The organism is Tessaracoccus oleiagri (genome assembly GCF_900103275.1).
In the GTDB taxonomy this organism is placed as follows: domain Bacteria; phylum Actinomycetota; class Actinomycetes; order Propionibacteriales; family Propionibacteriaceae; genus Arachnia; species Arachnia oleiagri.
This window is the reverse complement of sequence record NZ_FNGP01000001.1, coordinates 1044447-1062854: the sequence shown is the minus strand read 5'-3', so window position 1 is coordinate 1062854 and position 18408 is coordinate 1044447. Positions and strand designations below refer to the sequence as shown.

The 18408-nt window shown below is 70.5% G+C and carries 21 protein-coding genes; 9 read left to right on the top strand and 12 right to left on the bottom strand.

Annotated elements, in window-relative coordinates:
• The first annotated feature begins 6 nt into the window (after positions 1–6).
• Entirely contained in the window at positions 7–1104 is a 1098-nt protein-coding gene (locus BLR46_RS04855; RefSeq protein WP_093249385.1) for an ABC transporter ATP-binding protein, read from the top strand.
• Between the two features lie 55 nt (positions 1105–1159).
• Here BLR46_RS04855 and BLR46_RS04850 read toward each other — a convergent pair whose 3' ends face one another.
• Positions 1160–1738 (bottom strand): DUF1349 domain-containing protein, encoded by a 579-nt coding sequence (locus tag BLR46_RS04850; RefSeq protein ID WP_093249383.1) that lies wholly within the window; start codon positions 1736–1738, stop codon positions 1160–1162.
• Positions 1739–1800: 62 nt separating this feature from the next.
• On the opposite strand from BLR46_RS04850, the gene BLR46_RS04845 reads away from it, so the two are divergent.
• Positions 1801–2313 carry a ferritin gene (locus BLR46_RS04845; protein ID WP_093249381.1) on the top strand — a complete coding sequence of 171 codons (513 nt, stop codon included), beginning with the start codon at positions 1801–1803 and terminating at the stop codon, positions 2311–2313.
• Positions 2314–2334: 21 nt separating this feature from the next.
• Here BLR46_RS04845 and BLR46_RS04840 read toward each other — a convergent pair whose 3' ends face one another.
• Positions 2335–2553: a dodecin gene (locus tag BLR46_RS04840; protein WP_093249378.1), complete on the bottom strand. Its 219-nt coding sequence runs from the start codon at positions 2551–2553 to the stop codon at positions 2335–2337.
• Positions 2554–2754: 201 nt separating this feature from the next.
• On the opposite strand from BLR46_RS04840, the gene BLR46_RS04835 reads away from it, so the two are divergent.
• Positions 2755–3336 carry a hypothetical protein gene (locus tag BLR46_RS04835; RefSeq protein WP_143008213.1) on the top strand — a complete coding sequence of 194 codons (582 nt, stop codon included), beginning with the start codon at positions 2755–2757 and terminating at the stop codon, positions 3334–3336.
• A 31-nt stretch (positions 3337–3367) separates the two neighbouring features.
• On the opposite strand, the gene BLR46_RS04830 is transcribed toward BLR46_RS04835, so the two are convergent.
• Positions 3368–3826 (bottom strand): DUF1801 domain-containing protein, encoded by a 459-nt coding sequence (locus tag BLR46_RS04830; RefSeq protein ID WP_093249374.1) that lies wholly within the window; start codon positions 3824–3826, stop codon positions 3368–3370.
• 139 nt (positions 3827–3965) lie between these two features.
• Between BLR46_RS04830 and BLR46_RS04825 the strand changes: the two genes are divergently transcribed.
• Both BLR46_RS04825 and BLR46_RS04820 read left to right on the top strand, forming a co-directional pair.
• Positions 3966–5123 (top strand): trans-sulfuration enzyme family protein, encoded by a 1158-nt coding sequence (locus BLR46_RS04825; protein WP_093249372.1) that lies wholly within the window; start codon positions 3966–3968, stop codon positions 5121–5123.
• 97 nt (positions 5124–5220) lie between these two features.
• Positions 5221–6552, top strand: a complete 1332-nt coding sequence (locus BLR46_RS04820) for a DUF4032 domain-containing protein (protein WP_093249587.1) — start codon at positions 5221–5223, stop codon at positions 6550–6552.
• Here the strand turns inward: BLR46_RS04820 and BLR46_RS04815 are convergent.
• Positions 6549–7139 (bottom strand): class I SAM-dependent methyltransferase, encoded by a 591-nt coding sequence (locus tag BLR46_RS04815; protein WP_093249370.1) that lies wholly within the window; start codon positions 7137–7139, stop codon positions 6549–6551. The two genes, BLR46_RS04820 and BLR46_RS04815, sit on opposite strands and share 4 nt — an antisense overlap.
• A 42-nt stretch (positions 7140–7181) precedes the next feature.
• A complete protein-coding gene (locus BLR46_RS04810) occupies positions 7182–7901 on the bottom strand; it encodes a DsbA family oxidoreductase (RefSeq protein ID WP_218118320.1) in 720 nt (239 codons plus the stop codon).
• Between the two features lie 104 nt (positions 7902–8005).
• Here BLR46_RS04810 and cysS point away from each other — a divergent pair, with 104 nt between their 5' ends.
• Complete coding sequence (gene cysS, locus BLR46_RS04805) at positions 8006–9445, top strand: cysteine--tRNA ligase (RefSeq protein WP_093249367.1); 1440 nt, start codon at positions 8006–8008, stop codon at positions 9443–9445.
• Positions 9445–10401: a 23S rRNA (guanosine(2251)-2'-O)-methyltransferase RlmB gene (rlmB, locus tag BLR46_RS04800; protein ID WP_093249365.1), complete on the top strand. Its 957-nt coding sequence runs from the start codon at positions 9445–9447 to the stop codon at positions 10399–10401. The genes cysS and rlmB overlap by 1 nt, the downstream gene beginning before the upstream one ends.
• 70 nt (positions 10402–10471) lie before the next feature.
• On the opposite strand, the gene BLR46_RS04795 is transcribed toward rlmB, so the two are convergent.
• A complete protein-coding gene (locus BLR46_RS04795; RefSeq protein WP_143008212.1) occupies positions 10472–11614 on the bottom strand; it encodes a hypothetical protein in 1143 nt (380 codons plus the stop codon).
• 95 nt (positions 11615–11709) lie between these two features.
• Here BLR46_RS04795 and BLR46_RS04790 point away from each other — a divergent pair, with 95 nt between their 5' ends.
• The gene (locus tag BLR46_RS04790; RefSeq protein WP_093249361.1) at positions 11710–13146 is read left to right on the top strand and encodes a glycine hydroxymethyltransferase; all 1437 of its coding nucleotides are present in this window, start codon (positions 11710–11712) and stop codon (positions 13144–13146) included.
• Positions 13147–13219: 73 nt separating this feature from the next.
• Here BLR46_RS04790 and BLR46_RS04785 read toward each other — a convergent pair whose 3' ends face one another.
• From BLR46_RS04785 to BLR46_RS04770, 4 genes are read right to left on the bottom strand one after another with little or no spacing between them, the layout of a single operon-like run.
• Positions 13220–14089, bottom strand: coding sequence for a hypothetical protein (locus tag BLR46_RS04785; RefSeq protein WP_093249358.1), 870 nt, complete (start codon positions 14087–14089; stop codon positions 13220–13222).
• Positions 14086–14604 carry a 2-C-methyl-D-erythritol 2,4-cyclodiphosphate synthase gene (gene ispF, locus BLR46_RS04780; RefSeq protein ID WP_093249357.1) on the bottom strand — a complete coding sequence of 173 codons (519 nt, stop codon included), beginning with the start codon at positions 14602–14604 and terminating at the stop codon, positions 14086–14088. The genes BLR46_RS04785 and ispF overlap by 4 nt, the downstream gene beginning before the upstream one ends.
• On the bottom strand, positions 14601–15296 hold the full coding sequence (gene ispD / locus BLR46_RS04775; protein WP_093249355.1) for a 2-C-methyl-D-erythritol 4-phosphate cytidylyltransferase: 696 nt from the start codon (positions 15294–15296) through the stop codon (positions 14601–14603). The genes ispF and ispD overlap by 4 nt, the downstream gene beginning before the upstream one ends.
• Position 15297: 1 nt before the next feature.
• Positions 15298–15783 carry a CarD family transcriptional regulator gene (locus tag BLR46_RS04770; protein ID WP_093249353.1) on the bottom strand — a complete coding sequence of 162 codons (486 nt, stop codon included), beginning with the start codon at positions 15781–15783 and terminating at the stop codon, positions 15298–15300.
• A gap of 189 nt (positions 15784–15972) precedes the next feature.
• On the opposite strand from BLR46_RS04770, the gene BLR46_RS04765 reads away from it, so the two are divergent.
• Positions 15973–16470 (top strand): hypothetical protein, encoded by a 498-nt coding sequence (locus BLR46_RS04765; protein WP_093249351.1) that lies wholly within the window; start codon positions 15973–15975, stop codon positions 16468–16470.
• Positions 16471–16485: 15 nt separating this feature from the next.
• On the opposite strand, the gene BLR46_RS04760 is transcribed toward BLR46_RS04765, so the two are convergent.
• A complete protein-coding gene (locus BLR46_RS04760; RefSeq protein WP_093249348.1) occupies positions 16486–17163 on the bottom strand; it encodes a response regulator transcription factor in 678 nt (225 codons plus the stop codon).
• Complete coding sequence (locus tag BLR46_RS04755) at positions 17160–18323, bottom strand: sensor histidine kinase (RefSeq protein ID WP_093249345.1); 1164 nt, start codon at positions 18321–18323, stop codon at positions 17160–17162. The genes BLR46_RS04760 and BLR46_RS04755 overlap by 4 nt, the downstream gene beginning before the upstream one ends.
• Positions 18324–18408 lie beyond the last annotated feature (85 nt).

The following is an 18408-nucleotide window of genomic DNA, read 5'->3' as shown; positions in this document are numbered from 1 at the left end:
TGTGGCATGGCCACTGTAAGTTTTCGTGACGCCACCCGCCGTTACCCCGGCGCCGACCGCAATGCCGTCGACAAGCTGAACCTCGAGATCGAGGACGGCGAGTTCATGGTCCTCGTCGGCCCCTCGGGCTGCGGCAAGTCCACCTCGCTGCGCATGCTCGCAGGCCTCGAAGAGATCAACGAAGGCTCGGTCTTCATCGGTGACCGCGACGTGACGGATCTCCCCCCGAAGGATCGCGACATCGCGATGGTCTTCCAGAACTACGCCCTGTACCCGCACATGACCGTTGCGGACAACATGGGCTTCGCCCTGAAGATGCAGAACGTGCCGAAGGCCGAGCGCCAGGAGCGCGTGCAGGCCGCCGCCAAGCTGCTGGGCCTGGAGGACTTCCTCGGCCGCAAGCCGAAGGCACTCTCCGGCGGTCAGCGCCAGCGCGTCGCCATGGGCCGCGCCATCGTGCGCGAGCCGCAGGTCTTCCTCATGGACGAGCCGCTGTCGAACCTCGACGCCAAGCTGCGCGTCTCCACCCGCACGCAGATCGCCGCGCTCCAGCAGCGTCTCGGCGTCACCACCGTCTACGTGACCCACGACCAGGTCGAGGCCATGACGATGGGCGACCGCGTCGCCGTCATGAACAACGGCGTCCTGCAGCAGGTGGCCTCGCCGCTGGAGCTGTACGACACCCCGGTCAACCTGTTCGTCGCTGGCTTCATCGGCTCGCCGGCCATGAACTTGATGCAGGGCAAGGTCGTCGACGGCGGCATTCAGGTCGCCGATTACACCATCCCGGTGCCCCGCGAAGTCCTCGCGAAGGCCAACGGGGAGCAGACGCTAACCGTCGGCATCCGTCCGGAGGCGTTCAAGGTCTCCCAGGATGGCCAGGGCCTCCCGATCGACCTCGCGGTCGTCGAGGAGCTCGGCGCGGACTCCTACCTCTACGGCATGCTTGCCACGCTGTCCGAGGAGGAGCGCCTCAACGCGCAGCAGATCGTCGCCCGCGTCGGCGCCCGCACGGCCCCGCACAAGGGTGAGGTCGTCCGCCTCGCGATCGATCCCGCGCAGGTGCACGTCTTCAGCAACGAGACGGAACTGCGTATCTCCTGATACCCGATAGGAAAGGGCCCCCGGTTCGCCGGGGGCCCTTTTCGTTTGCCGGGGCTCAGTGGAGCGACGAGTCCGCCTCCGCGAGTCGCCAGCCGAGGAACCGGACGACGAGACCGGCTCGCGTCGGCGCGCAGACGAACGGTCCGGCCGACAACTCGGCCCCCTCGGGAATCGGGACGACACGCAGGAACTGCCAAGGCTCGTCGCCACGTCGTGCCCTGATGGTGACGGCATCCCCGGCGCGGGACGCCCGCACGGTCACGACGTGCCCGTTCCATTCCGGCACGGGCGCTACGGACCAGTCGGATCTGGGCCAGGTGACCACGGCGCCGGCCTGCAGCACCCCGTCGGCGTACTCGACGCCGCACTTGATCCAGTGCTCGGCGTCCTGCCGCAGGAAGAGCCCGGCTTGGTCGAACTGTTCGGTGAAGTCGACGGCGACGTCCACCTCCATGGCGTGGTCGGTCGGGAAGGGGGCGACCAGCGCGTGCTCGGTGTCGTGGACGAAACCGTAGCTGGTGGTACGCCACGCGTCGCTGCCCTCCGCCGCCTCGACGACGAGCGCGCTCTCCTCCGCGTGCGCGCGCACCGGCTCGTTCGTCCATCCGCCCTCGTCCCAGTTCATTCGCGTCATGCGGGCCAGCCTGTCACACCGGACCGCCTGCCGGGCGCGGACGTCGGGCCTAAGCTCGATGCATGAAGCTATCCGAGACCTTGCTCCCCAAGTTCAACGCGCAGATCACGCTCGAGTTCGCGTCGTCGATGGCCTACCGGCAGTTGGCGATCGAGATGGACGTGCAGGACCTCCCCGGCATGGCACTGTGGCTGCGCCACCAGGCCGACGAGGAGATCGTCCACGCCAACAAGTTCATCGACCACGTCGTCGACCGCGGCAACCACCCCAGCATCGGCGTCGTCGATGCGCCCAATGTGACCGTCGGCGCGTCCCCGGCGGAGGTGTTCGAGGCGGCGCTCCGGCACGAGCAGACCGTCTCCGAGTCGATCCGCGACCTCTACCGCGCCTCCGACCAGGAGGGCGACCTCGACTCCCGCCCCCTCCTCAACTGGTTCGTGGAGGAGCAGATCGAGGAGGAGGCCACCGTCAGCGAGATCCTCAGCAGGATCCGCCTCGTGGGCGACGACGGCCCCGGTCTGCTGCGCCTGGATGCGGAACTCGGCCAGCGGCCGACATCCAGCACCGAGGGCTGACCGGAGCCACGCCGCCCGCCGTCAGGACTCGTCGCCCTCGAGCCGGAACCCGACCTTGAGGCCCACCTGGTAGTGGGCGACCCGGCCGTTCTCGATGTGGCCGCGGATCTCGGTCACCTCGAACCAGTCGAGGTTGTGCAGGGTCTTCGCTGCGCGGCCGATCGCGCCGTCGATGGCCTGGCTCACCCCCTCGGTGGAGCTGCCGACGATCTCGGTCACCTTGTACACGTTGTCGCTCATGGTGTTTCTCCCGTCCCAGGGCCGCGGGCCCGCGGCCGTCGCGAGTTTCCAGCCTACGTCCACGGATCGTCCGCCGGACCTGTTTCGATGCATGGCCAACGGGGCCCGGCGGACCTACAATGGGTAGTAGGACGACCGCTCCGGTGGGCAACCGCCCGCCGTCCCCTCGCCCACCCTCTCGTTTCGTTCGGGGTGAGTGCCATGACTGGCACAAGCAAGGTTCTGAGCGCCGTGGCGCTCGTCGTACTTCTCCTGATGTCGCTGGCGGGTTCGCTGTTCGCCGCCGGCTACGCCTTCACCGACCTGCCGCTCTGGCTGCCGATCCTAGGGTCGCTGCTCTGGCTCGCGATCGCCGTCGGGCTCACGTTCGTCGTGCTGCGGTTTCCCGAGGTCGCGGTCCAGGTGATGCTCGCCGTGACCGCGGTGGTGGCGCTGCTCATCGTGCTGGACGGCACGCTCGGCATCTTCCGCCGCGACGAGCTCGGGCCCGTCGCCACGGTGCTGCTGCTCGCGGTGTTCGTGCCGCTCGCATTCCTCGGGCTGCGGCGCCCGGTCCTCGCGGCCCTGATGCTCGCGACGTTGGCGCTCGTCCAACTCCTCGGCGCGGGGCTCATCCGGAGCGGCGTCGGCGACGGCGCGCCGTTCGTCGCGCTGCTCCGCGGCTCCTCGGGCATCGTCGTACTGCCGACCCTGCTCGCCGCCGCGCTGTTCCTTGTCGCGGGCCTGCTCGCCCACGACTCGTGGCGGCTGCACCCGACGCACGGGGCCCGGATGGCGCACTGAGCCCGCCCGCCGCGACGCGGGGGCCGACCGGCTACGCCCAAGTGCGCGGGTCGCCCTCCCACGCGCGGCGGACCATGGCCTCAAGCACCTCGAGGTCGACGTCCTCCGGCTTGTTGACGTACAGGCAGGCAACGCCGGCGGTGTGCTTGCCGAGCCGCTCGAGGAGATCCGGGTCCCGGGCCAGGCCGTACAGCGAGAGCTTGGCGCGCCGCGGGCTGAACCCGACGCGGAAGGTGTCACCCTCGCGTCCGGTGGCGTAGCGGTAGTGCACCTCTCCGTAGCCCACCATGCTCTCGCCCCACAGCACGGGGGCGGCCCCGTCGGTGGCGCGTGCGAACAGCTCCAGCAGCAGGTCGGCGTGCCCGCGGCGCCGGGCGTCGAGTGTGTCGAGGTAGTCGTCGAGGCCGGCCGGCGAAGGCGCCGTGCGGAGGTCGGGCACCCGTCGGGCAGGGGCCCCGACGCCGGGCACGGATTCGAAAGGTGTGGCCATGCGCGGACTCTACCGCCGGCGGACGTCGTCGCTCAGGCACAGTCGCGTGCGAGGTGACGGAGGTCCGTCGCCCCTCGGACAGCAGAAATCGCTTGCGCCCATGGCGGCTACGGTGGGGCGCATCGCTGAAGGAGGATCGATGGCTGAGCTTGGACGCTGGACGCAGGCGGCGCGCGGCGGGTTGGACACGGACACGGGACGGGGCGCGGTGGTGCCCCCGATCTACCTGTCCACCAACTACACGTTCCTCGCACCCGGCGAACCGCGCGCGCACGACTACTCCCGCTCGGGCAACCCCACCCGCGACGTGCTCAACGATGCGCTCGCGCACCTCGAGGGCGGCGCCGGTGGCGTCTCCGTGACGTCGGGGATGGCCGCGGTGACCCTGCTCGTGGAGGCCTTCGTGCCCGTCGGCGGCCGCATCGTCGCCCCGCACGACGCCTACGGCGGCACTTGGCGGCTGTTCACCATGCTCGCGGCGACGGGTCGGCTCACCGTCGACTTCGTGAACCTCGCGAAGCTCGACGAGGCGGCCGACGCCCTTTCACAGCCCGCCGACATGGTGTGGATCGAGACCCCGTCGAACCCGCTCCTGCGCATCACCGACATCGCCGCCGTCTCCGCCCTGGCGAGGAAGACGGGCGCGAGGGTCGTCGTCGACAACACGTTCTGTTCGCCGCTCCTCCAGCAGCCGCTCGCGCTGGGTGCCGACTTCGCCGTGCACTCCACCACCAAGTACATCGCCGGCCACTCCGACGTCATCGGCGGCGCCGTCGTCTCGGCATCGGCCGAGGACCACGAGAAGTGCGTGCTGTGGGCCAACTCGCTCGGCCTGACGGGGAGCGCCTTCGACGCGTACCTCACCATGCGCGGGCTCCGCAGCCTCGATGCGCGACTGCGCGTGCACGCCGAGAACGCGGAGGCCGTCGTCGACGCCTTCGACGGGCACCCCTCGGTCGCCCGGCTCCACTACCCCGGCCTGCCGGACCACCCGGACTTCCAGCTCGCCCGGCGACAGATGTCGGGCTCCGGCTCGGTCATCACCGCGGAGCTCGCGGGCGGGCGGGCGGCCGTCGACCGGTTCCTCGACGGGCTGCAGATCTTCCACCTCGCCGAATCCCTGGGAGGGACGGAGTCGCTGGTCTGCCACCCGGCGACCATGACGCACGCCTCCATGACGCCCGAGGCCCTCGCCGAGGCCGGGATCACCGACGCGACGTTGCGCTTCAGCGTCGGGATCGAGGCCCGCGACGACCTCGTCGCCGTGGTCTCCGAGGCGCTCGAGCGCGTGGGCTGAGGCCCGAGGCGCTCCCCGGTCCGACGAGTAGACTCGGGCCGTGCCCAGATTCCTCGCCGCCAAGCCCAACGCCGCCCTCCTCCGGCTGCCCTGGCACATGCCGCTGGAGGAATGGCCGTCGGACTACCTCGTCGCGCTGCCGCGCGGTATCTCGCGGCACGTGGTGCGCTTCATCCAGGTCGGTGACGACATCGTCGCCGCGAAGGAGATCCTCGAGGAGGTCGCGGTCGGCGAGTACCGGCTCCTCACCGAACTCCGCCGCCTCGGCATCCCGTCCGTCGAGCCCTTGGGCGTCGTGCTCGGCCGCACCGGACCGGACGGCGCGCTGGACCCCGTCCTGCTGACGAAGCACCTGCCGTTCTCGTTGCCGTACCGGGCGCTGTTCTACCGCGGCGTGAAGTCGGAGACCGTCCAGCGCCTGCTCGACGCGATGGTGGTCCTGCTCGCGCGGCTGCACCTCAACGGGTTCTTCTGGGGCGACGTGTCGCTGTCGAACATCCTGTTCCGCCGCGACGCCGGCGAGTTCGCCGCCTACCTCGTCGACGCGGAGACCGGCGAGATCCACGCCCGGCTCACCCCCGGCCAGCGCCGCCACGACCTGGAGATCGCCACCACCAACCTGTACGGCGAGTTCCTCGACCTCGAGGCGGGCGGCCTGCTCGACGAGTCGCTCAGCCCCGAGTGGCTCGTGCGCACGATCGAGGAGCGCTACCACCAGCTGTGGAACGAACTCACCGGCATCGAGGAGTTCTCCGACAACGAGATGCACCGCCTCGAGGGCCGCGTCCGACGCTTGAACGCCCTTGGCTTCGACGTCGCGGAGATCGACGTCTCCACCTCCGCCGACGGCCGCAAGGTCCGCATGCAGCCGAAGGTGGTCGACGCGGGTCACCACAGCCGTCGCCTGATGCGGCTGACCGGCATCGACGCCGAGGAGCACCAGGCCCGTCGGCTCCTCAACGACATGGACACCTACCGGGCCGGACTACCGAGCAACATGCCCGAGTCGGTCGCGGCCCACAAGTGGCTCGTGGAGGTGTTCGAGCCTGCCATCAACAGCATCCCCGCCGAGCTCTCCGGCAAGCGCGAGCCCGCGCAGTTCTTCCACGAGCTGCTCGACTACCGCTGGTACCAGTCGCAGCGGGAGGACCGATCCGTACCGACGGAGGAGGCCGCGCGCGGCTACATCAACGACGTGCTGCGGCAGTTGCCCGACGAGGAGCTCGGCACCCTGGCCACGGGCTCCGAGCGCGAACTCGCCAACAAGTACGACCCCTCGCAGGGCTACGCGGACGAGGGCGACGAGGCACCTCCCCACGACCCGTGGGAGGACGAGGCCAACGACCCGGCCCTGCCGCTCGCCACTGGCTTCGACATCGAGGCGCTGCGCGCGAAGGCCGCCGCCAAGGCCAAGAAGACCGACGGCTAGGCGCGCTTCGTCGCGTGCACGTACTCGACGGCGCCGGCCCGGTGCCGCTCGGTCGCGACGACGTCCACGTCCAGGTCCCGGAGGTGGTCCGACGGTCGACGCAGCCAGTGCTCGTCGAACAGCGGGCCCGTGACTCGCTCGAGCAGCCACTGCACGGCGTAGAGCGCGCGGTTGGTGGAGCGGATGTGGTCGGCGAGCAGCAGCGTGCCGCCCGGCTTGAGGACACGGAGCATCTCGACGAGGCCCCGGCGGTCGTCGTGGAAGCCGCAAAGCACGAACGTCGACAGCACGGTGTCGAAGGAGGCGTCGTCGAAGGGCAACTCCGCGCCGCTGCCGACGTGGAACCGCACCTCCCGGCCGAGGTCGGCCGCGCGTCGCCGCGCCCGGTCGAGCATCCTCGGGTTGATGTCATTGAGGGTCAGCGACACGTCCGCATCGTAGTAGGGCATGTTCGCGCCGGTGCCGGCGCCGATCTCCAGCACTTGGCCTCGAGCGCGGGCGGTCACCCACCTCCGGGCCGGCGCCATGACCGTCTTCTCCACCGGCTTCAGCAGCCGGTCGTACCACGCGCCCTCATCGATCGCCATGGCGCCAGTCTGCCCCCGCTCGGGGCGCGGCGCCAGAGCCGGTCAGCAGCCGTCGGGGCCGCAGGCCTCGCCCGAACCGCCGTCCAGCGTGATGAGGCTGGGCTGCTTCTCCGACCAGACGGTCTCGAGCGCCTGTGCGAACAGCTCCGGCGGCTGGGCGCCCGAGACGCCGTACTTGTTCTCGAAGACGAAGAACGGGACGCCGCGCACCCCGATCTGGTGGCCCTCCAGGATGTCCTGCTCGACGCGAGCGTCGAGTTCCTCGGAGGCGAGGGCGTCGCGCGCGGTCGCCTCGTCCAGGCCGGCGGCCGTGCCGAGCGCGACGAGGGTGTCATCGTCGCCGATGTGCTTGCCCTCGACGAAGTGGCCCTCCAGGAGGGCCTCCTTGAGCCGGCCGGCGCGGGTGCCGCCGTCGGCCGCGTCGGCCTGCTTCGCCGCGTGGAGGAGGCGGTGTGCCTTACGGGAGTTGGCGACGACGAGGCTGTCGAAGTCGTAGTCGAGCCCCTCGCCGGCGGCCTGCTCCTTCACGTGGGCCAGCATCTCGCCGACCTGCGCCCGGGGCATGCCCTTGACCTCGGACAGGTACTCGGCCTCGGCGCGGTGGTCGTGCTCCGGGAGGCTCGGGTCGAGCTGGTAGCTGCGCCAGGTCACGTTCACGGCGTCCCGGTGCGCGAACCCGTCGAGGGCCTTCTCGAACCTGCGCTTGCCGATGTAGCACCAGGGACACGCGATGTCGGACCAGATCTGCACGTCAATACTCACATCTTCAACAATGCCCGAGACGGCCAAAACATTCCGAGAAGTTGCAGGACGGTGCCCGGAGAGGCCGTCCAGCGGCGCGGGGCGCTCTCCAATAGACTGACCGGGTGACGTTCAGGCTGTATGACTCCGCGACCCGCACGGTGCGCGACCTCGTGACCCTCGAAGAGGGCCGCGTGTCGATCTACCACTGCGGGCTGACCGTGCAGTCGTCGCCCCACCTCGGCCACATCCGCAAGGAGGTCGTGTTCGACGTGCTGCGACGGTGGCTCGAGCACTCGGGCTACCAGGTGCGGGTGGTGGCGAACGTCACCGACATCGACGACAAGATCCTCGCCAAGTCCGCCGAACGTGGGGTCGAGTGGTTCGAGCACGCCTACACGTTCGAGCGCGAACTGCACGAGGCCTACGCGTCGCTCGGCTGCCTGCCGCCGAGCTACGAGCCGCGCGCCACCGGCCACGTCCCCGAGATGGTGGAGCTCATCGCGACGCTCATCAAGCGCGGCCACGCCTACCCGGCCGCCGACGGCTCCGGTGACGTGTACTTCGACGTGCAGTCCTGGCCCGCGTACGGAGAGCTCAGCGGCCAGAAGATCGACGAGATGGCGCCGGCCGAGGACGCCGACCCGCGCGGCAAGCGGGACCCCCGCGACTTCGCGCTCTGGAAGGGCCACAAGCCGGGCGAGCCCGAGACGGCGTCGTGGCCGTCGCCCTGGGGCCGTGGCCGCCCGGGCTGGCACATCGAGTGCTCCGCGATGGCCGGCAAGTACTTGGGCGACGCGTTCGACATCCACGGCGGCGGGATCGACCTCCGCTTCCCGCACCACGAGAACGAGCTCGCGCAGTCGCGCGCCGCCGGCCGCCCCTTCGCGACGTACTGGATGCACAACGCCTGGGTGACGATGTCGGGCGAGAAGATGAGCAAGTCGCTGGGCAACACGGCGAAGGTCAGCGAGGTCACGAAGACCTACGACCCGCGTGCCGTGCGCTACTTCCTGCTGGCCCCGCACTACCGCTCCACGATCGAGTTCTCCCCCGGCGACGACGCCACCCGCGGTTCCCTGGAGGAGGCCGAGCGGGCGATCGGCCGCATCGACTCGTTCCTTGACCGCGCGTCGGAGCAAGTCGCCGAGGGCTCCCGAGGCGACGCACTCATGGACCTCCCCCACTGGCAGGCGTTCGCCGCCGCGATGGACGACGATCTCGGGACCCCCGGTGCGGTGGCGGTCCTGTTCGAGGCGATCCGCGCCGGCAACCAGGCCCTGGCCGGCGGCGACCAGGAGCAGATCCGCCGCCACTACTTCGCGGTGACGAGCATGCTCGACGTGTTCGGGCTGAATCCCGGTGCGCCGGAGTGGGCGGCGCAATCCGCCGTCGACGACCTGACACCGGTGGTGGACAAGCTCGTCGGTGCGTTGCTGGAGCAGCGCGCAGAGGCGCGCCGCGCCAAGGACTGGGCCGCGGCCGACGCGATCCGCGACACTTTGGCCGGCGCCGGCCTCACGATCACCGACACCCCCGACGGCGCAAGATGGAGCGTGAACTGATGGCCGGAAATTCCTCCCGACGTGGTGCGGGCAGCAAGGGCCGAGGCAAGGCCGCGGGATCGGGCGGGCGCATCCGGCGCTCCCTCGAGGGCCGCGGACCGACCCCGAAGGCCGAGGACCGCGTCTACCACAAGGCCTACAAGGCGAAGCAGGAGGCGCAGAAGCGCCAGGCCGGGCGTCCCCGTCGGGCTCCCCGCGAGAAGGCGGGCGCGGACTGGGTGGTGGGCCGCAACCCCGTGTTCGAGGCGATGACCGCCGGCATGCCGGTCAAGCAGGTCTACCTCGCCGAGGGCGCGGAGCGCGACGACCGCCTGCGCGACATCCTGAAGTTCGCGGCCGAGCGGTCCGTGCCGCTGCTGCAGGTGCCGCGCGCGGAGCTCGACCGGGTGACCGGCGGGCTCGTGCACCAGGGCGTCGCCCTCCAGCTGCCGAGCTACGAGTACGCCCTGCCCGAGGACCTCTTCGCCGACGGCGTCGACACCAACGCCGTGTTCATCGCCTGTGACGGGATCACCGACCCGCGCAACCTGGGCGCGATCATCCGCTCCGCCGCGGGCTTCGGCGCCTCGGGCGTGATCATCCCCGAGCGGCGCTCGGCCTCGATGACCGCGGCCGCTTGGAAGACCTCCGCCGGTGCCGCCGCGCGCGTCCCCGTCGCGATGGCGAAGAACCTCAACCGCGCGCTCGAGCAGGCGTCCAAGATGGGGTACACGATCGTCGGCCTCGCCGGTGACGCGGAGACGACGGTGGGTGCCACCCCGGGCGCCGACGGGCCGCTGGTCATCGTCGTGGGCTCCGAGGACGAGGGCCTCTCCCGGCTGGTGCGCGAGCACTGCGACGCGTTGATCTCGATCCCGATCGTCTCGGAGGTCGAGTCCCTCAACGCCTCTGTCGCGGCCTCCATCGCCCTCTACGAGGCGAGCCTCCAGCGCCAGCCACCCAACCCCGGTCCCTGAGGAAGGCGCGAAGCGCCCGTCTCGAAGGGCCGCCCGGCTCACGGCCACAGGGATCGGCGCACCGGCACGGTCAGAAGCGGTCGGGGCCGTCGCTGAGCGTCAAGGCGAACCGCACCGGGGTGCTGCCGCCGGTGAGTGTGGCGGGGACTTGAAGCTCTGTGTACTGAACCGTCGCGCGACCCACGGCGTCGAACGTCAGCGTCGCGGCGTCCTCCCAGCCGTCCACCTCGAAGGTCGGGATGATGTCCGCCCGCTGGCGGCGCACCTCCTCGGTCGACACGGTCAGCGGCGCGACGAGCGGGGCGGGCTCCCCCGTCGCCGAGCGGTACTCGAACGAGGCCTGGAGGTCGAGCTCCACCACGGCCGGAAGTTCCCTGAACGCCACCGTCGCGTGCATGGGGATGGTCAGCCACATCCGGCCGACGGGCGCCCAGCCGTGCACCGGGTTCCAGGGCGCGAGGAACGCGTTGTCGGGGGCCAATCCCAGCTCCAGTTCGCCGGTCTCCCGCTCGATGCCCTCGGGCGGCGCCGTCGTGAAGGCGCGCTCGTACGTCGCGCTGCCGGGCTCGAACGCCACGACGCGCCGCTCCCGGAAGCCCTCGTTCGCCGCCCACGCGTCGTCGTCGACCGCCGTGCCCGCGGTGAGGTCGACGCGGACCGTCCTGCCCTCGTCGGTGACCCCCAACACGACGCGGCCGCCGTCACGCACGCAGGCGACGATGAGCTCCCAGTCGACGCCGTACGCGCCCCGCGAGTAGCCACCGAACAGGTTGCGCAGGGGCAGCGGCGACCCGTCGACCTCGAGGAACGCCTCGACGGGGTGCTCGACGTCCTCCTCGAACGCCGGCCGGCCCGCGCGAGCCGTGAACGCGACGAAGCGGTGGCCCTCGGGCGCACGGAGGGGGTTCATCCGGTCCAGGTGCGTCGCCACGTCGTACGGCAGCACCTGCCCGCTGTAGATCTCCCCGATCCGTCCGTCCAGGTGGGGGGTCGAGAAGACGAGGCCCGACGGTGCCGCGCCGGGCAGCGCCACGTGGCGGCCGTCGGTGGAGCGCCCGAAGAAGGACGACTCCACCTCCACCTCCTCCGGGGCGGAGCTGCGTTCCTGCTCCGGCGAGCGGTGCGCCGCGGGGGTGAAGTCGACGGGTCCGCCGCAGCCCGCGAGGATGGGCAGCCCTGCCATCGTCAACACCGCACGCCTGGAGCACTTCACGCCGCAAAGGGTAGTGACCACGGCGGTCCACGGAAGTGGTCGTCTCCGCCCGCCGGGACTAGATTGGTACCCACCCAGACACCGAAGGAGCCCCCGTGAGCCAGCTCAACGCCGTATCGGATGCGTACAAGACCCTGCTCGACATGGTGGAGAAGGTCGAACCCAGGATCGCAGCCGCCACGCGCCAGGAACTCACCGACCAGCGCGCGTCGCTGAAGCTGATCGCGTCCGAGAACTACGCCAGCCTCCCGGTGCTGGCGACGATGGGCACCTGGCTGAGCGACAAGTACGCCGAGGGCACCGTCGGGCACCGCTTCTACGCCGGCTGCCAGAACGTCGACACCGTCGAGTCCGTCGCCGCCGAGCACGCCCGCGAGCTGTTCGGCGCCGAGTACGCCTACGTGCAGCCGCACTCCGGCATCGACGCGAACGTCACCGCCTACTGGTCGATCCTCGCCCACCACGTCGAGTCGCCCGCGCTCGAGGAGTTCGGCGCCCGCACCGTCAACGACCTCAGCGAGGCCGACTGGGAGACGCTGCGCAAGCGGTTCGGCGAGCAGCGCCTCATGGGCATGAGCCTCGACGCGGGCGGCCACCTCACGCACGGCTTCCGCCCCAACATCTCCGGCAAGATGTTCCACCAGCGCGCCTACGGCACCGATCCCGAGACCCAACTGCTCGACTACGACGTCGTCGCGCAGCAGGTCCGCGAGTTCAAGCCGCTCGTGCTCGTCGCCGGCTACTCCGCGTACCCGCGCCGCGTGAACTTCGCCAAGATGCGCGAGATCGCCGACGAGGTCGGCGCGGTCCTGATGGTCGACATGGCCCACTTCGCCGGGCTCGTCGCGGGCAAGGTGTTCACGGGCGACGAGGACCCCGTGCCCCACGCGCACGTCGTCACGACGACCACCCACAAGTCCCTGCGCGGCCCCCGCGGCGGCATGATCCTGGCCACCAAGGACTACGCGGCCGACATCGACCGCGGCTGCCCGCTCGTGCTCGGCGGCCCGCTGTCGCACGTGATGGCGGCGAAGGCCGTCGCGCTGGCCGAGGCCCGCACCGAGGAGTTCCGCACGTACGCGGCCAACGTCGCGGCCAACGCGAAGGCGCTCGCCGAGGGCCTGCTGCGCCGCGGTGTCCGGCTCGTCACGGGCGGCACCGACAACCACATCGTCCTCATGGACGTGCGCGACTTCGGGCTCACCGGCCGCCAGGCCGAGGCCGCGCTCCTCGAGTCGGGGATCGTCACCAACCGCAACTCGGTCCCGAACGATCCGAACGGCGCCTGGTACACCACCGGCGTCCGCCTCGGCACCCCGGCGCTCACGTCCCGCGGCTTCACCACCTCCGACATGGACGCGGTGGCGGAGATGATCGCCGGCGTGCTGAAGTCCACCAAGCCCACCACGACGAGCAAGGGCGAGCCGAGCAAGGCCAAGTACGACCTCTCCGACGAGGCCCGCCAGCACTCGCTCGACGAGGCCGAGCGGCTCCTCGGGCAGCGCCCCCTCTACCCCGGCTTCGACATCTGATCGACGACGACGCACGAATGGCTCGGGCCCGGTCACGACGACCGGGCCCGAGCCATTCGTGGTTCGCGGGGGATCACTCGAAGCTGGCGATGGCCTCCGCGATCTCCTGCAGTTCGTCGAGCGTGGCGGGCGGCTCGCCCGCGCTCATGACGTTGTAGAAGCGGTCGGGCGCCTTGCCCGGCCGGAAGTAGCACTGGTCGAAGGAGCCGACGCCGTCGTCCTCCAACGTCCCGCAGAACCCGCCCTCGAACTCGCGGACGTCGGCCATCATCTGGCGGAAGCCGTCGACCTGCGCCTCGTCCGTGCCCTGCCCGGCCACCATCACGTAGGCGTTGTCGGGCCGGACGTAGGCGTCGAAGCCGCCCACCATCGTGTGCTGCCAGTCCCCGACGGTCGGGGGAAGTGTGTCGGGGAGGATCTCGTACTCCTCGACGTTGAAGTCGTCACCGGGGTCGACGCTGGGCGCGGACGGCACCGGCGCCGGCGCAGGACTGGCCTCGTCGTCACCGGAGGTCACCTCGTCGGACGGCGCCTCGCTCTCGACCGGCTCGGAGTCGGTCGCCTCGGAGGTGGCGGCCTCCGTGGTGGGCTCCTCCGAGGGTGTCGGGGAAGCCTCCTCCGTGGCAGCGGGCGCGCTCGTCGTCGCCGCGGGAACCGGCTCGGCGTTGTCCTGGCCGCCGTCACGGGTGAACCACCAGACCGCGAGGATGATCAGCGCGAGCGCGAGCGCCACGATCGTGACGATCGCCGCCGACGAGGGGCCGCGACGCGCCGGTTCTGGCGGCAGACCGGCAGGCCCGTGGTCGCCGCCGGCCCCCCGCACCCCACCCATCGACTGGTCGTAGCGCGGGTCGCGAGGTCCCGGGTCGGGGCGGTCGCGTCCGCCGTAGCCGTGCTCGTCCGGCGGTGGGTAGCCGCCGGGGCCGTAGTCCTGACCGCTCATCGCGCACCTCGCTGTTCGTCGGGAATTGGCGGATCCAGTCTTTCACCCTCGATGGTCACGAGCGACGCGACGGCGATGGCCGCCAGACCTTCGCCACGGCCGGTGAGGCCGAGCCCGTCGGTGGTGGTGGCCGACACCGTCACGCGGGCGCCGAGCGCCCGGCCCATCACGGTCTCCGCCTCGGTGCGGCGCGGCGAAAGCTTCGGCCGGTTGCCGATGACCTGCACGGCCACGTTGACGATGTCGTAGCCCGCCTCCCGGACGCGGCGGGCGGCCTCCTCGAGGAACCGGACGCCGCTCGCGCCGGCCCACTCCGGCTCGCTGGTGCCGAAGTTGCTGCCCATGTCGCCCAGACCGGCGGCGGAGAAGAGCGCGTCGCACGCGGCGTGCGCGGCCACGTCGCCGTCGGAGTGCCCCTCAAGGCCCACCGGCGACTCCGGGAAGCGCAACCCGGCGAGCCACATCTCGCCACCCTCGACGAGCCGGTGCACGTCGGTGCCGATGCCCACCATCATGTGCGTTGCCTCCTTGCCCCGACGATCGCCTCGGCGACCAACAGGTCGAACGGTTCGGTGATCTTCAGCGCCTCGCGGTCGCCGGGAACGAATGCGATGGGTTCACCCAGCGCCTCGCAGGCGGACGCGTCGTCGGTCACGGTGAGCGCACACTCGACGGCGTTGCGGTGCGCCTCGCGCAACAGTGCACCGTCGAACCCCTGCGGGGTCTGCACGGCGCGCAATTCGTCGCGGTCGACGATGCTGCTCCCGCCGGTCGTCTCACGGCGGACGGTGTCCACGACCGGCAGCACCGGGATGACGGCGCGGGCACCGTCGCGGACTGCGCGCACGACGTCGCCGACGACGCGCGCCGGCACGAGCGGGCGGGCCGCGTCGTGGACGAGCACGACCGATGCCTCCCCCAGCGCGTCGAGACCGAGGCGCACGGAGTCCTGTCGTTCGACGCCGCCGGGGACCACGACCAGGGGCGCGGGCACGCCGTCGAGGATGGTCCGGAACTCGTGGAGGTGGCTCGCCGGGGCGACGACGACGACGCGCTGCACGCCACCCTCGACGAGGGCATCGACTGCGCGGCGCACGATCGGGACGCCGCACAGTTCGACGAGCGCCTTGGGGATGGGGTGTCCCAGCCTGGAACCAGAACCGGCCGCCACCACAATGGCGGCGACCGGTGCGGAATCGCTTGTCACGTTATGAGGCGAGGACTTCGTCGAGCATCACTTCGGCCTTCTCGTCGTCGATCTTCTCGGCGAGCGCCATCTCCGCGACGAGGATCGAGCGCGCCTTGGTGAGCATGCGCTTCTCACCCGCGGAGAGTCCCTTGTCACGGTCGCGGCGCCACAGGTCGCGGACGACCTCGGCCACCTTGATCACGTTGCCGGAGTGCAGCTTCTCCATGTTGGCCTTGAACCGGCGGGACCAGTTCGAGGGCTCCTCGGTGTGCTGCGCGCGGAGGATGTCGAACACTCGCTCGAGGCCCTCCTGGTCTACGACGTCGCGGACACCGACGAGATCGAGGTTGTGGGCGGGGACACGGACTACCAGGTCGTTCTGACCAATGATGCGGAGGACCAGGTACATGCGGTCCACACCCTTGATCTGGCGGTTCTCGATGTCCTCGATGACGGCCGTGCCGTGATTCGGGTAGACCACAGTTTCACCGATGGAGAAAGTCATACGTTAAGACCCCTTTCTGAGACCATTCTATCAGGCTCCCCGGCGAGCCAGTTGGACAACGGGAGCGCCGGTGTGATTGAGTGCTGCCGCCAATTCTTGCTCCGTCGAGGACGACGCCCGAGGCAGGCGACGAACCGCGGCTTCTTTGGTTAGGATGGCGCGCGTACACATACGGAGGGTTGTTCTCGCATGACCGCTAGGAAGTTCAGCGCCCGCGGCGTCGCCGTCGCTGCGATCGTGTCCGTCGGGCTGCTGTCCGGTTGCACCGCCACCGGCTGGGTCGCCGAGGCCCCGCCCGCCGCGGGCGTGCAGGCGCAGACCGAGGCCCTCCAGAAGGCACGCAACATCATGTTCGTGGTCGACGACTCCGGCGAGGGCGTGCTCCTCGGCGCGATCTCGAGCGTCGACCCCGCCAAGGTCACCGGCATCCGCTACACGCCCCAACTCCCCGACGGCAGCGCAGGCTCCGAGGACTCCATCGACTTCACGGCCGACCTCCCGATCAACGGCGCCGTCACCCTGGGCGGCCCGGACCTCGTCGTGAGCAACGACGAGCTCACCCCCGGCCGCCTCGCGGACGTGACGATCGAGTTCGAGGGCGCCGCTCCCCTCTCGCTCAAGGTGCCGGTCTACAGCGCCGAGCACGAGGACTACGCCCAGGCCTGGTCGGACGCCGTCGAGGGCTGACGCGGAACCCCGACCTCAGCCCTCGTACTTGTAGCCGAGCCCGCGGACGGTCACGAGCCGCTCCGGGTTCGACGGGTCGCGCTCGATCTTGGAGCGCAGCCGCTTGATGTGCACGTCGAGGGTCTTGGTGTCACCCACGTAGTCGGAGCCCCAGATGCGATCGATCAGCTGCCCGCGCGTCAGGACGCGGCCGGGGTTGCGCAGCAGCAACTCGAGCAGGTCGAACTCGCGCAGCGCGAACCGCACCTCCTCGCCATCGACGTAGACCTGGTGACGTTCGACGTCGATGCGCACACCGCCCACCTCGACCACGTCGGGGACCAGCTCCTGATCCTGTCCCCGACGCAGGACGGCCCGGACCCTGGCGACGAGCTCACGGTGGGAGAACGGCTTGGTGACGTAGTCGTCGGCGCCCAGCTCCAGCCCCACGACCTTGTCCACCTCGGAGTCACGTGCGGTGACCATCACGATCGCGACGTTCGACCTGGCACGCAGCTGTTTGCAGACCTCGAGCCCGGGGATGCCCGGCATCATGAGGTCGAGCAGCACGAGGTCGGCACCCTGTTTGTCGAACTCCGCGAGCCCCTCCGCGCCGTCCGGGGCGCTCACCACGTCGAAGCCCTCCTTCTCGAGCATGAAGGTGAGCGCCTCGCGGTAGGACTCCTCGTCCTCGATGATCAAGATACGGGTCATGGAACCTCTTTCCGATGCTCTACGCGTGGGTGGTAGGCGGGGAACCGCAATGTGAACGTAGACCCCTGTCCGGGGATGGACCAAACCTTGATACTGCCCCCATGCGCCTGCGCGATGTGGCGCACGATCGACAGTCCGAGCCCGGTGCCGCCGCTCGAGCGGCTCCGCCCGTAGTCGACGCGGTAGAAGCGCTCGAAGATGCGCTCCTGGTCCTCGGGCTTGATGCCGATCCCGTTGTCGGAGACCTTGACGTCGACGAACTCCTCGCCGTTCTCGGTGGCGTCCACGATGCTGATCGCGACGCGGGCGCCCTCGTCGGAGTAGTTGATGGCGTTCTGGATCAGGTTGGTGACCGCGTCGGTGAGCTGCCACTGGTCGCCGAGGACCCGGGTGTCGGTGGGGTGCACGTTCAGGATGTTGACGTGGCGCTTCTCGGCGCGCTCACGGCAGCGCCGGATCGCCTCCGCGACGACCTCCGCGACGTCGACGCTCTCCTTCTCCAGCAGCGGGTCCGCGGCCTGCAGCCGGGACAGGTCGATGATCTGGCGGACGAGCTCGGCGAGGCGGCCGGTCTCGGTCTGCAGCCGACCGGCGAAGCGCTCCACGGCGGCCGGGTCGTCCTTCGCCGCCTCGACCGCCTCCGCGAGCACCCCGATGGCGCCGATCGGGGTCTTCAGCTCGTGGGAGATGTTGGCGACGAAGTCCCGACGCACCGCCTCCACGCGGCGCGCGTGGGCGTCGTCGAACGCGACGAGCAGGACCATGTCGTCGTCCATGCATGCGATGCGGCAGTGCAGTTGGAGGGTGGCCTGGCGGCCGGGGACCGGCTCCCGGACGACCTCGCCGTCGAAGCGCTCACCGGTCTGCCGGACCTCGCGGACCTTGTCGTGCAGCCGTTTGAAGCCGACGCGCGTCCCCCGGATGGCTCCGATGCGCACGGCGGCGTCGTTGTGGGCGAGGAGTTCGTCGTGCGGTCCGATGACGGCGACGCCGGCGGGCACCTCGTCGATCACCGCCTCGACCGTGTGGTGCAGCTGGGGGCCCTGCGCCGCCTCGAGCGCCCGGCGACGGCGCGCGACCTGCCACCGGAAGAAGAGCACCAGGCCCACGGCGAGCAGTGCGACGGCAGCGCCGAAGAGGGCGGCGAGCGTGGGCGGCATGTGGCCGAGTGTAGTCGGCACGGCCGGTGTCCGCCCTTCCCCGAAGGCTTCACCCGTCGTTCAGGTGGCGTTCACCGAGGACCCC

Coding starts and splice junctions, on each gene's coding strand:
- BLR46_RS04770 (WP_093249353.1), bottom strand. CDS start 15,783: ATGACTTTCTCCATCGGTGAAACTGTGGTCTACCCGAATCACGGCACG.
- BLR46_RS04760 (WP_093249348.1), bottom strand. CDS start 17,163: ATGACCCGTATCTTGATCATCGAGGACGAGGAGTCCTACCGCGAGGCG.
- BLR46_RS04855 (WP_093249385.1), top strand. CDS start 7: ATGGCCACTGTAAGTTTTCGTGACGCCACCCGCCGTTACCCCGGCGCC.
- BLR46_RS04850 (WP_093249383.1), bottom strand. CDS start 1,738: ATGACGCGAATGAACTGGGACGAGGGCGGATGGACGAACGAGCCGGTG.
- BLR46_RS04820 (WP_093249587.1), top strand. CDS start 5,221: ATGCCGCTGGAGGAATGGCCGTCGGACTACCTCGTCGCGCTGCCGCGC.
- BLR46_RS04825 (WP_093249372.1), top strand. CDS start 3,966: ATGGCTGAGCTTGGACGCTGGACGCAGGCGGCGCGCGGCGGGTTGGAC.
- BLR46_RS04785 (WP_093249358.1), bottom strand. CDS start 14,089: ATGAGCGGTCAGGACTACGGCCCCGGCGGCTACCCACCGCCGGACGAG.
- BLR46_RS04765 (WP_093249351.1), top strand. CDS start 15,973: ATGACCGCTAGGAAGTTCAGCGCCCGCGGCGTCGCCGTCGCTGCGATC.
- BLR46_RS04755 (WP_093249345.1), bottom strand. CDS start 18,323: ATGCCGCCCACGCTCGCCGCCCTCTTCGGCGCTGCCGTCGCACTGCTC.
- BLR46_RS04830 (WP_093249374.1), bottom strand. CDS start 3,826: ATGGCCACACCTTTCGAATCCGTGCCCGGCGTCGGGGCCCCTGCCCGA.
- BLR46_RS04845 (WP_093249381.1), top strand. CDS start 1,801: ATGAAGCTATCCGAGACCTTGCTCCCCAAGTTCAACGCGCAGATCACG.
- BLR46_RS04840 (WP_093249378.1), bottom strand. CDS start 2,553: ATGAGCGACAACGTGTACAAGGTGACCGAGATCGTCGGCAGCTCCACC.
- rlmB (WP_093249365.1), top strand. CDS start 9,445: ATGGCCGGAAATTCCTCCCGACGTGGTGCGGGCAGCAAGGGCCGAGGC.
- BLR46_RS04815 (WP_093249370.1), bottom strand. CDS start 7,139: ATGGCGATCGATGAGGGCGCGTGGTACGACCGGCTGCTGAAGCCGGTG.
- BLR46_RS04835 (WP_143008213.1), top strand. CDS start 2,755: ATGACTGGCACAAGCAAGGTTCTGAGCGCCGTGGCGCTCGTCGTACTT.
- ispF (WP_093249357.1), bottom strand. CDS start 14,604: ATGATGGTGGGCATCGGCACCGACGTGCACCGGCTCGTCGAGGGTGGC.